Origin of the sequence: Flavobacterium helocola (assembly GCF_038289885.1) — a bacterium.
Classification (GTDB): Bacteria; Bacteroidota; Bacteroidia; order Flavobacteriales; family Flavobacteriaceae; genus Flavobacterium; species Flavobacterium cheniae.
Genome location: NZ_JBBYHT010000009.1, coordinates 1 through 12,181, shown reverse-complemented (window position 1 = coordinate 12,181; position 12,181 = coordinate 1). Strand labels below are relative to the sequence as shown.

At 33.4% G+C, this 12,181-nt stretch carries 12 protein-coding genes and 1 pseudogene; 9 read left to right on the top strand and 4 right to left on the bottom strand.

Going from position 1 to position 12,181, the window contains the following annotated elements; translation table 11 throughout:
* Positions 1-77 precede the first annotated feature (77 nt).
* From AAEO58_RS13065 to AAEO58_RS13055, 3 genes are all read right to left on the bottom strand, one after another.
* Positions 78-944, bottom strand: a complete 867-nt coding sequence (locus AAEO58_RS13065; protein WP_341683847.1) for a nucleoside phosphorylase — start codon at positions 942-944, stop codon at positions 78-80.
* A 75-nt stretch (positions 945-1,019) separates the two neighbouring features.
* The gene (locus AAEO58_RS13060) at positions 1,020-1,352 is read right to left on the bottom strand and encodes a translation initiation factor (RefSeq protein ID WP_341683846.1); all 333 of its coding nucleotides are present in this window, start codon (positions 1,350-1,352) and stop codon (positions 1,020-1,022) included.
* A gap of 118 nt (positions 1,353-1,470) precedes the next feature.
* A complete protein-coding gene (locus AAEO58_RS13055; RefSeq protein ID WP_341683845.1) occupies positions 1,471-2,424 on the bottom strand; it encodes an isopenicillin N synthase family dioxygenase in 954 nt (317 codons plus the stop codon).
* A 373-nt stretch (positions 2,425-2,797) separates the two neighbouring features.
* Between AAEO58_RS13055 and AAEO58_RS13050 the strand changes: the two genes are divergently transcribed.
* Positions 2,798-4,774: an alpha-ketoacid dehydrogenase subunit alpha/beta gene (locus AAEO58_RS13050; RefSeq protein ID WP_341683844.1), complete on the top strand. Its 1,977-nt coding sequence runs from the start codon at positions 2,798-2,800 to the stop codon at positions 4,772-4,774.
* A gap of 49 nt (positions 4,775-4,823) precedes the next feature.
* On the opposite strand, the gene AAEO58_RS13045 is transcribed toward AAEO58_RS13050, so the two are convergent.
* Positions 4,824-5,747: a LysR family transcriptional regulator gene (locus tag AAEO58_RS13045; RefSeq protein ID WP_341683843.1), complete on the bottom strand. Its 924-nt coding sequence runs from the start codon at positions 5,745-5,747 to the stop codon at positions 4,824-4,826.
* Between the two features lie 84 nt (positions 5,748-5,831).
* On the opposite strand from AAEO58_RS13045, the gene AAEO58_RS13040 reads away from it, so the two are divergent.
* From AAEO58_RS13040 to AAEO58_RS13005, 8 genes and pseudogenes are all read left to right on the top strand, one after another.
* Positions 5,832-7,262 (top strand): NADP-dependent isocitrate dehydrogenase, encoded by a 1,431-nt coding sequence (locus tag AAEO58_RS13040; protein WP_341683842.1) that lies wholly within the window; start codon positions 5,832-5,834, stop codon positions 7,260-7,262.
* A gap of 11 nt (positions 7,263-7,273) precedes the next feature.
* Positions 7,274-7,471, top strand: a complete 198-nt coding sequence (locus AAEO58_RS13035) for a hypothetical protein (protein WP_341683841.1) — start codon at positions 7,274-7,276, stop codon at positions 7,469-7,471.
* The gene (locus AAEO58_RS13030) at positions 7,449-7,727 is read left to right on the top strand and encodes a hypothetical protein (protein ID WP_341683840.1); all 279 of its coding nucleotides are present in this window, start codon (positions 7,449-7,451) and stop codon (positions 7,725-7,727) included. Before AAEO58_RS13035 ends, AAEO58_RS13030 begins: the two co-directional genes overlap by 23 nt.
* Positions 7,717-8,571, top strand: a complete 855-nt coding sequence (locus AAEO58_RS13025; protein ID WP_341683839.1) for a DUF6671 family protein — start codon at positions 7,717-7,719, stop codon at positions 8,569-8,571. The genes AAEO58_RS13030 and AAEO58_RS13025 overlap by 11 nt, the downstream gene beginning before the upstream one ends.
* 4 nt (positions 8,572-8,575) lie before the next feature.
* A complete protein-coding gene (locus AAEO58_RS13020) occupies positions 8,576-9,529 on the top strand; it encodes an L-threonylcarbamoyladenylate synthase (protein ID WP_341683838.1) in 954 nt (317 codons plus the stop codon).
* 24 nt (positions 9,530-9,553) lie between these two features.
* Positions 9,554-10,516 carry a sodium-dependent bicarbonate transport family permease gene (locus tag AAEO58_RS13015; protein WP_341683837.1) on the top strand — a complete coding sequence of 321 codons (963 nt, stop codon included), beginning with the start codon at positions 9,554-9,556 and terminating at the stop codon, positions 10,514-10,516.
* Between the two features lie 416 nt (positions 10,517-10,932).
* On the top strand, positions 10,933-11,412 hold the full coding sequence (locus AAEO58_RS13010; RefSeq protein WP_341683836.1) for a T9SS type A sorting domain-containing protein: 480 nt from the start codon (positions 10,933-10,935) through the stop codon (positions 11,410-11,412).
* An 11-nt stretch (positions 11,413-11,423) separates the two neighbouring features.
* Positions 11,424-12,181, top strand: a pseudogene (locus tag AAEO58_RS13005) (hypothetical protein); the annotation flags it as partial.

Genomic DNA, 12,181 nt, shown 5'->3' with positions numbered 1-12,181 from the left:
ATTCAACATTCGTTATTCGATACTCAACATTTAAACTTGGAATAGTCAATTTTGAACAACGAATATTGAAGTTTTGGTTATTCTGCTAACTTATTTAAAGTATATTCAATTAATTCATCTACAGCTTTGTATGGGTCTTCACTGAAAGTTCCTGTTGCACGGTTAGCGATGATAGCATTTAATGATAAACAGTTGTGACCTAATAGTTTTCCTAAGCCGTAAATTGCTCCAGTTTCCATTTCTAAATTAGTCATTCTAGTTCCATTAAAATTGAAACTATCCATTTTAGAATTTAATTCTGGATCTTGAATTCCTAAACGCACCACACGACCTTGTGGGCCATAAAATCCTCCAGCTGTTCCTGTGAATCCTTTGAAAATTTTATCACTTTCTAAACGTTGTTCTAACGTTTTGCTTCCTGCAATTACATATGGACGACCTTTTCTCATGTCCCAATTCGTTTGCTTGATAAACGCTTCTTCCATTTCAATTTCCGAAATTTCGTCAATTAAATAGGAGCGAAGCATGTTGTCCAAACCTAAACCATACTGACTCATTACAAAACTATCGCAAGGAATATCCGCTTGTAACGAACCGGAAGTTCCAATACGAACTATATTCAATGAAGTCAATTCATTTTTAACGGTTCTAGTTGCTAAATCAACGTTTACCAAAGCGTCTAATTCATTCATTACGATGTCGATGTTATCTGGACCAATTCCTGATGACATAACCGTAATTCTTTTACCTTTATACGTTCCAGTTTGCGTTTTAAATTCACGTTTTTGAGTGGTAAACTCAATAGAATCAAAGTGTTTTGTGATTTTTTCAACACGGTTTTGGTCACCAACGAAGATAATATCGTTAGCGATTTGTCCAGGCTTTAAGTTAATGTGATATACACTTCCGTCTGGATTTAATATTAATTCTGATGCTGCTATCATTTGTTTTTGTATTATGCTTTAGGCTATATGCTTTAAGCCATTTTTATTTCATAATTTTTTATTCACTTATTGAATTTAACCTCCAACTCGTTTTGTTTTGAATCCTTTGTCTTGTAGTATTTTCATGATTTTATCACGATAATCACCTTGAATGATGATTTCTCTATCTTTAAACGTGCCACCAACGGCTAATTTGCTTTTGATTTCCTTAGCTAAGATTTTAAAATCTTCGTCTTCGCCTTCATATCCTGAAATAATCGTGGTAGGTTTTCCTTTGCGCTTCTCATATTTGCATATCATTGGTTCTTTTTGAACGAATAATTCGTGAGGCGTTTCTTCGATAGCTTCTGGTTCGTTAGAAACTTCGTGGTTAGGGAAAAGTTTTTTTAATTGTTCGCTTAAATCCATTTTTAATAAGTTAACAAGTTCTACAATAACAAAGTTACTTTGTTTTATGTTAGATTTTATAAAAAACAAAAAAGACATCAAGAAAACTTAATGCCTTTTCTATCTATTATAAAATTATTTATTTTTTAATCAATCCTAATTCTACCAAACGTTCGTGTAAGAATTCACCAGCGGTGATATCTTCATATAATTTTGGATTATTTTCATCGATACATTCTGGTAAGCAATTTAAACTCATATCGCTTACAGGATGCATGAAGAAAGGAATTGAATAACGAGAAGAACCCCACAATTCTCTTGGTGGATTTACCACTTGGTGAATCGTTGATTTCAACTTGTTGTTGGTATGTCTTGATAACATATCCCCAACATTAATCATCAACTCGTCTGGTTGTGCCATAGCGTCAATCCATTCTCCATTGTGATTTTGTACTTGTAATCCTTTTCCTTGAGCTCCCATTAATAAGGTAATCAAGTTGATGTCACCATGTGCTGCTGCACGAACGGCTCCGTCTTTAGGTTCGTCAGTAATAGGTGGGTAGTGGATTGGACGTAAAATACTGTTTCCGTCTTTGATGTATTTATCAAAGTAGAATTCGTCTAATCCGATGTAAAGTGCTAACGCTCTTAAAACATAAACACCTGTTTTTTCTAACATTTGGTAAGCTTCTTTACCTACTTCATTGAATTTAGGTAATTCCGTTACTTCCACGTTATCTGGATATTCGCCAGCGTACTTTGAACCTTCGCTATCGTATTGTCCAAAGTGCCAAAACTCTTTCAAATCTCCAGCAGAGCGACCTTTAGCATGTTCTTTACCAAAAGAAACATAACCACGTTGTCCGCCAATACCTGGAATTTCGTATTTTGCTTTGGTTTCTAAAGGAAGTGTAAAGAAGTTTCTCACTTCTGAATACAAACCTTCTACTAATTTGTCATCTAAAAAATGACCTTTTAATGCTACGAATCCGATTTCTTCGTAGGCTTTTCCGATTTCATTTACAAATTTTTGTTTACGTGCCGGATCATCCGACAGGAAATCACGTAAGTCAACACTAGGAATTTGTTGCATACTTAAGCTTTGTTGTTAATAAATCATTTGGGTTATAACCCAAGTAAATACAAATGTAATTAAATATTTTAAATTCAAAAAAGTAAAGTTATTAACAATTGGAAAAGTGAAAAGTAAAAAGTTTGATTACACAGAGCTACACTGAGTTTTTTTGAAATACTTTGTGTTTAGAGAGCTACACAGAGAGGTTTTACTTTTATGATTAATTCATTTGTAAACTTTGCAAAAAAACTTTGCGACTTTGCGTTTAAAATTTAAACTTGAATTTGTTCTTGTCCTTGACTTTGATTTTTTAACTTTCTTTTTTTATAACAATTCGCTTTCAAAATGTTATTTTTATTACTTTTGAGCAAAATTTAATCGTTCCATCATCATGAACTTTGAAAGAAAAGAATTATCGAATTCGCAACTACTTGATTTATATAAGAAAATCTTAAAACCGCGTTTGATTGAAGAGAAAATGTTGATTCTAATCCGTCAAGGAAAAGTATCGAAATGGTTCTCTGGAATTGGACAAGAAGCCATTTCTGTCGGAATCACTTCGGTTTTGGATAAAGATGAATATATTTTACCAATGCACCGTAATTTAGGAGTGTTTACTACTCGTGATATTCCATTACACCGTTTGTTTTCGCAATGGCAAGGAAAGAAAAACGGATTTACAAAAGGTCGTGATAGAAGTTTCCATTTCGGAACACAAGAATATAAGATTATTGGAATGATTTCGCATTTAGGTCCTCAATTAGGGATTGCAGACGGAATCGCTTTAGCCAATAAATTAAGAAAAAATGGAAAAGTAACTGCAGTTTTTACTGGTGAAGGCGCTACTTCGGAAGGAGATTTTCACGAAGCATTGAATATTGCAGCAGTTTGGGAATTACCGGTTTTATTCGTCATTGAAAATAATGGTTACGGATTATCAACGCCAACAAATGAGCAATACCGTTGTGAGAACTTAGCTGATAAAGGTGTAGGTTACGGTATGGAAAGCCACGTTGTAGACGGAAATAACTTATTAGAGGTCGTGCATTTGATTTCGGAATTAAAAGCTTCTATGGTAGAAAATCCACGTCCTGTGTTATTGGAGTTCAAAACGTTTAGAATGCGTGGACATGAAGAGGCGAGTGGTACGAAATACGTTCCTCAAGAATTGATGGACATGTGGGCAATCAAAGATCCAGTAGAAAATTATAGAAACTACTTAAAAGCTACAGCGGTTTTATCCGATGAAGAAGATGAAGCCATCCGAGCTGAAATTAAGAAAGAAATTGATACGGATTGGGCAAAAGTTCAAGAAGAGCCAGAAATTGTAGCTTCTTTGGAAGAAGAATTAGGGGATGTTTACCAACCTTACGAATTTGAAGCATTTAATCCATCTTCAGAAGTTGAAAATATACGTGTGATTGATGCTATTTCGAATGGTTTGCGTCAGTCGATGGAACGCCATGAGAATTTAGTTATCATGGGACAAGACATCGCCGAATATGGCGGTGCTTTCAAAATTACCGACGGATTCGTAGCGCAATTTGGAAAAGAAAGAGTTAGAAATACACCAATCTGTGAAAGTGCTGTAGTTTCAGCCGCTAACGGATTATCCATAAACGGATTTAAAGCGGTAATGGAAATGCAATTTGCAGATTTCGTTTCAACCGGATTTAATCCAATCGTAAACTTATTAGCCAAGCAACATTACAGATGGCAAGAAAAGTCGGATGTAGTGGTGCGTATGCCTTGTGGTGGTGGAACTCAAGCAGGACCATTCCATTCGCAAACTAACGAAGCTTGGTTTACGAAAACTCCAGGATTGAAAGTAGTTTATCCAGCGTTTCCTTATGACGCAAAAGGTTTATTAAATACCGCAATTAACGATCCAAATCCCGTATTATTCTTCGAACACAAGCAATTGTATAGAAGTGTTTATCAAGATGTACCAAAAGATTACTACACATTACCTTTCGGAAAAGCGTCATTGATTAAAGAAGGAACAGATGTTACGATTATTTCATTTGGAGCAGGAGTTCATTGGGCTTTAGAAACTTTGGCTAAAAATCCAGAAATTAAAGCAGACTTATTAGATTTAAGAACCTTACAACCGATGGATTGGGATGCGATTTACGCTTCTGTTAAGAAAACAAATAAAGTAATCATTTTACAAGAAGATACTTTGTTTGGAGGTGTTGCCAGCGATATTTCAGCAATGATTATGGAAAACTGTTTTGAACATTTAGATGCTCCAGTAAGAAGAGTTGGAAGTTTAGAATCAGCTATTCCGTTTATGAAATCATTAGAAGATCAATATTTACCAAAGGTTAGATTTGAAACCGAATTAAAAGAATTATTGGCTTATTAATTCATCATCATAAATAATTTAAAGACACTTTCGGGTGTCTTTTTTTGTTTTACATCGTCTCGTACCAACTAAATTTGGAATGGATAATTGCTTCTTTTTCTTTTTTTAAATAATCTAAATAGGCTAGGGCGGCTGGGTTGTGGTTTTTACCTTTTACCCAAATCAAACTCCAGTCGGTTTTAATAGGTAATCCTTTTAACGGAATGATTTGTAAGTCCTTGTTTTGTATTTCTTTACGAATCCCAATTAAAGGCATAATTGAATATCCTAGACCTGCTAAAATTGCTTGCTTAACTGCTTCATTTGAGGTTAATTCCATTCGTTTACTAATCTTAAAATCTTGTTGCACGATGAAACGTTCCATGGTTTGGCGTGTTCCTGAACCGTTTTCTCTAAACAATAATGGACGATTTTGTAGTATATCTTCAATTTTCTTTTTCTTGGTAAAATCTTCTTCCATATTCCCAACTAAAAACAATTTGTTTTGCATCAAATCTATTTTTTCTACTTTCATTTTATCGGGAAGTATCGAAACCAAAGCAAAATCCACTTCATTGTTTTGCATACTTTTAACTACTTTATTTTTATTGGTCACATCCATTTCTAATTCTACACCAGGATGTATTTTTAGAAAATCAGCCAAAAAATAAGGCATCACATATTTACCTGTAGATACAACCGAGATTTTTATTTTTCCAAAAAGTTGTCCTTTATAAGCTAACGTTTTATAATCGATTGTATTGACTTGTTGTAATATTTGTTCGGCTGCTTCTGCTATTTCTTTACCAAAATCAGTTACGTAAATTTTTCTACCCACAACTTCGGTTAAGGGAATTTCAAATTGATCTTGAAAATTTTTTAATTGAATTGACACCGCTGGTTGGGTCAAATGTAGTTCCTCAGAAGCCTTTGTAACACTCTGATTTTGTACTACTTTCAAGAAAATTCGTAATTGATTTAAAGTGTAATTCATAAAAATATTTTATATAATGTATAGCAAAGATAAATAAAAATATATGAAATAAAGTATAGAGATTTGCATAAAAATAATCAAATCATGAAAAAAGTAACGATTGCTAAAGGAGACGGAATTGGTCCAGAAATTATGGAAGCTGTTCTAAAGATAATCAAAAAATCGAATGCTCCAATTGATTTTGAAGAAATTGAAATAGGAGAAAAAGTGTATTTGGCGGGTAATACTTCAGGTATTTCTGATGCTTCATGGGATGTCATTCGAAAAAACAAAGTGCTATTAAAAGCGCCTATCACAACTCCTCAAGGTGGAGGATATAAAAGCTTAAATGTTACTATGCGAAAAGCTCTAGGTTTATTTGCTAACATTCGACCTTGTGTATCGTTACATCCTTTTGTTGCCACAAATTTTCCAAATTTAGATGTAGTAATTGTTCGTGAAAATGAAGAAGATTTATATGCTGGAATTGAACATCAACAAACCGACGAAGTAGTACAATGTTTAAAATTGATTAGTCGCCCAGGTTGCGAAAAAATCATTCGTTATGCCTTTGAATATGCACAAAACTACGGCCGCAAAAAAGTGACTTGTTTTAGTAAGGATAACATCATGAAGCAAACCGATGGTTTATTTCACCAAGTTTTCAAAGAAATTGCGATGGAATATCCAAACATCGAAGCAAATCATATGATTATCGATATCGGAACCGCTTATTTAGCGGATCATCCAGAGAAATTTGATGTCATTGTGACTTCGAATTTATATGGTGATATCATTTCAGATGTTGCAGCACAAATTGCAGGTTCAGTTGGTTTAGCAGGTTCAGTAAACATAGGAAATGAATGTTCGATGTTTGAAGCAATTCACGGTTCTGCTCCTGATATTGCTGGACAAAACATTGCCAATCCATCAGGTTTACTTCAAGCGGCGATTGCGATGCTATATCACTTGGGTTTTACCACAGAAGCTACTCGAATTCAAAACGCTTGGTTAAAAACGTTAGAAGATGGAATTCACACGGCCGATGTTTATAATGATGCTTTAAGCAAGCAATTGGTAGGAACTTCTGAATTTGCTGATGCCGTAATTGCCAACTTTGATAAAGTACCAAATATTTTAAAAGCTGTAACACCTCCAAAAAATTCAGTAATTCAATTACCAGAATACAAAAGAAAAGAAGCATCTCAAAAAGATTTGTTAGGTGTAGATTTATTTGTTCACTGGAGTGGATTGGATGCCAATGTTTTAGCTGAAAAACTGAAAGCTTTAACTACTGAGAGCATGGATTTGGTTATGATTTCTAACCGAGGCGTTAAAGTTTGGCCAAACGGATTTTCGGAAACATTTTGTACCGATCATTGGAGATGTCGTTTTCAATCCAACCAACCTCTAGAAAAGATTGTAATTGTTACGCTACTAGGTAAAGCAATTGATTTAGGAATTGATGTTATTAAAACTGAAAATCTTTACCAATTCAATGGTGTGAAAGCATATTCCATGGGACAAGGTCAATAAATAAAAACATCATGAAAAAAATAACAATACAACTCGTTTTGATTTTGTGTGTGATTGTCGAATCAGTGCTTGTTTTTAAAATGATGGAATCACCAGATATCATCTGCCAAGAGCTTTACGCAGGTTTAGCTATTTTGGTTTTGCTTACAATAATTCGTTTAATAAATAATTTAACAGACATTACTTATGGAAACCCTGAAGAAAATTAATTTGATTAATGGCGAATTTAATTCGTTTGAAGCGCGTGAAATATTGATGGATATGTGTAATAAAAATATCAATTTTAATAAGGTTCAAAATTTTAGTTCCCAAATTCGTTTTGGTGAAGATGACGAACAAGCCCTTAATCGAATTGATCAATTAAAAGAAAGTGTGGCTCATATTTCTGAAATTTTAGAAGAAGCGAAATCTCATAATAGAAAACTCAAAATAAAATCATTCATCGAAATCGAGTATGAAGACTAATTCCGATTTTTTTTCTGGTCGACGTTTGCTCATCGTGACGAAACATCAAAAGGAAGAAGTTATTGCTCCTTTACTTGAAGAAGCTCTTGGAGTAACTTGTTTTGTTTCGAAAGACTTTGATACGGATAGTTTAGGCACCTTTTCGGGAGAAATCGCAAGAAAAGATGATGCTTTAACTACGCTCAGAAAAAAATGTTTGGAAGGTATGCAATCAGAAGGTTTTGATTTGGCAATAGCAACTGAGGGTTCGTTTGGGAATCATCCTACAGTATTTTTTGCACCTGCAAATGACGAATTAATCATGCTAATAGACCAAAAACATAATCTCGAAATTGTTGAACGAGTATTGAGTATGGATACCAATTTTGATAGTTCTGAAATTCATACAAAGGAAGAATTAAAGGCATTTTTAGATAAAGTTCAATTTCCTTCGCATGCTGTTATTATGAAAAATGCTGCTGAAAATTGGACTAAAATTTACAAAGGAATTACTGATTATGATTCGGTTGAAAAGATATATAATGAAATAGTTGTTTCGAGTAATTCGTGTTTTATAGAAACGGATATGCGTGCTATGTTCAATCCAACTCGAATTAAAATTATAAAGGAAGTTAGTTTAAAGTTAATTAAAAAGGCGCATTCTATTTGCCCCGAATGCCTTTTTCCCGGCTTTGGCGTGGTTGGTGCCGAAGCCGGTTTATTATGTAGTAGTTGTTCTATGCCGACTCGTTCTACATCAGCACATATTTACCAATGTCAACATTGCAATTACAAATCGAAAGTTTTATATCCGAACGGAAAGAAAACGGAAGACCCAATGTATTGTGATTTTTGTAACCCATAAAAAAATGATTAGTAAAGATATTAGTTTAGCTGTTCAGCATCTCAACCAAAACGGCATCATAGGTTTTCCAACTGAAACCGTTTATGGATTGGCAGGAAATGCTTTTGACACAGAAGCCATTCATAAAATATTTGAAGTAAAAAAACGTCCTACTTTTAATCCTTTAATTGTTCATATTAAAGGAATTGAAGATTTAAAACAAGTCGCTACAGAAATTCCACCAATAGCATATGAATTAGCTAATGCTTTTTGGCCAGGACCTTTAACTTTAATATTAAAAAAACAACCTTATATTCCAGATTTAGTTACAGCTAATCAAGATACAGTCGCGGTTAGAGTGCCTAATCATCCTGTGGCTTTAGAACTTTTGCATCAATTAGATTTTCCTTTGGTAGCTCCAAGTGCGAATCCTTTTACGAGCATAAGTCCAACAAGCGCTGAACATGTTGAAAATTACTTTGGAAATCAAATCAATATGGTTTTAGAAGGTGGCGAATGTTCGGCAGGAATAGAATCAACTATTATTGGATTTGAAAATAATAGAGTAGTAGTGTATCGCTTGGGAGCATTGGCATTGGAAGAAATTGAAAAAATATCTGGAAGTGTGACATTATTAAACAAAAAAGATAAAAAACCAATCGCACCCGGAATGTTACTGAAACATTACGCTCCAAAAACCGATTTTATTCTAACTCGAAATGTTCAAGAAGAATTAGATTGGTATTCTGATAAGAAAATTGGATTGCTTCTTTACAATTCTTTCATGCCTGATTTTGAGAGAAAAAATCAAATTGTTTTATCGGAGGAAAGCGATTTAAAAATTGCGGCATCCAAATTATACCATGCGATGCATAAATTAGATAAAATGAATTTGGATTTAATCATTGCAGAACGCTTACCTGAATTTGGATTAGGTATTTCAATTAACGACAGATTAGAAAGAGCCTCAAAAAAATAAACACAACAAAATAAAAAATATAAAATGGATTTTAGCTTATTACTTGAAAATTTAACCAATCCGGCCTTACTTTATTTTATCTTAGGAATTATAGCAGTTAGCTTAAAAAGTGACTTAGAAATCCCTAATAATTCGTCTAAATTCATTTCTTTATACTTACTGTTTGCCATTGGATTTAAAGGAGGTCAAGAATTATCACATGAAACGATTAACAGTGAAATTATTTGGTCCATGCTATTCGGAATGTCCATTGCAATAGTGATTCCATTATATACCTTTTTCATTCTAAAACGTAAATTGAATGTGTATGATGCTGGAGCCATTGCTGCAGCTTATGGTTCAATTAGTGCCGTAACTTTTGTAACTGCTGTTTCCTATTTAGAATCACATCAATTGGAACTTCACGGCTATATGGTAGCTATTATGGCGCTCATGGAATCGCCTGCCATTATTGTAGGTTTAGTATTAATATCAATTTTTAATAAAGAAAAAACGCAAAAAATTAATAAAACTGAAATTTTACGTCATTCGTTTACCAATGGAAGCGTGTTATTGATTTTGGGAAGTTTGATTATTGGTTATCTTACAAGTGCCAAAGAAGCACAAGGAATTCAACCTTTTACCAATGATTTGTTTAAAGGATTTTTAGCTATTTTCTTATTGGATATGGGAATCACAAGCGGAAAAAAATTGAAATCCTTCTTTGCCCATGGTTGGTTTCCATTTGCTTTTGCCTTATTAATTCCGTTAGTAAATGGAGGTGTTTTTGCTTGGTTGAGTGGATTTGTTACGGATGATGTATCTAATCGCTTCATTTTTGCCATTCTTGCTGCAAGTGCTTCTTATATTGCTGTTCCTGCGGCTATGAAAATAACGGTTCCTAAAGCTAATCCAGGTTTGTTTTTACCCATGGCATTAGCCATAACATTTCCTGTTAATATTACCATTGGTATGCCCATATACTTTTATATTGTTCAGCATTTTTAGAGTTAATTTTTGAGTATTTTTAAAAACCTTGAAATTTAGTATTTCAGGGTTTTTTGTTTTCAATTTCAACTTTTTTAAACAATTAAAAAAATATTTTTTTTAATTGTTTAAACTTGTAAGACCATGTTATAACCAAATCTGAATTATTTTATCTAATTTTTTTACTGTTTTAGATAATTATTTTGATATTTTTAGTTCAGTTATCCTAAAATAATATCCACTTATACTTCAAGCTTTCCAATTATTAAGTTTGCTTAATAATTTCAGATTTCAGTACAGATTTTCTATAGTTTTAACAAATAATATTTAAGAGTTTTAATACATATTTATGAGGTTTCTTTGCTTCTTTTTTCAATTTAAAAAAGAGCATTTTAAAAGCTTATAAATTTAAAAAATCTTAAAATAATTTATTCTATATGAAAAAACTATTTCTAATTGGAGCATGTTTGGCTATTAATCAAATAAATGCTCAAGAGTCTTTTTTAACTTCAGGTGGAAATTCCATAGGAAGTAACGGTAATTTAAATTACTCAGTAGGACAGCTATTTTACAAAACTGTTAATGGAGGTACCGCTTATTTATCGCCAGGCGTAGAACAACCATTTGAAATACAGATTGTATTGGGATCAGATAATTTTAATATTAGTTTAGAACTATCTGTTTATCCTAATCCAACAACAGATAAGATTTACTTGAATGTAAAAGAATCCAGTTTTGAATCACTTCAATATCAAATGTATGACATTAATGGAAGATTGATAGAAAATAATAAAATCCATGATAATTTAACAATAGTTCAAATGGATAAATATCCAGAAGCAATTTATTTGTTGAAAGTAATAGACAAAGGAAAAGATGTAAAAACTTTTAAAATTATAAAAAAACAAACCAATTAAATTAATAAATTATGAAAAAAATATACTATTTAGCATTGCTGTTATTTGTTTCTATTTCAGCATTTTCACAGAGTCAGAATTATATGAGTTACCAAGCGGTAATAAGAAATTCTTCAAATAATTTGATTGCTAACCAAGCAGTTGGAATGAGAATTAGCGTATTACAAGGTTCTGTTGTAGGAACAGAAGTTTATGTCGAAACACAGACTCCTATTTCAAATATTAATGGATTAGTTACTTTAGAGATAGGTAATGGAACTCCAACAGTTGGTACTTATAATTCAATAAATTGGGCAGCTGGTCCTTATTTTATTAAAACTGAAACTGACCCTACGGGTGGGAATTCATACACAATTGTTGGTGTATCTCAATTAATGAGTGTTCCTTATGCTCTTTATGCCTTAAATTCAGGTAGTTCAGTAGCAGGTCCACAAGGTCCAGCAGGATTAAATGGTAATGATGGTTTAGACGGAGCAACAGGTCCAATGGGTCCTCAAGGTCCAGCAGGATTAAATGGTAATGATGGTTTAGACGGAGCAACAGGTCCAATGGGTCCTCAAGGTCCAGCAGGATTAAATGGTAATGATGGTTTAGACGGAGCGACAGGTCCAATGGGTCCTCAAGGTCCAGCAGGATTAAATGGTGTTGATGGTTTAGACGGAGCGACAGGTCCAATGGGTCCTCAAGGTCCAGCAGGATTAAATGGTGTTGATGGTTTAGACGGAGCGACAGGTCCAATGGGTCCTCAAGGTCCAGCAGGATTAAATGG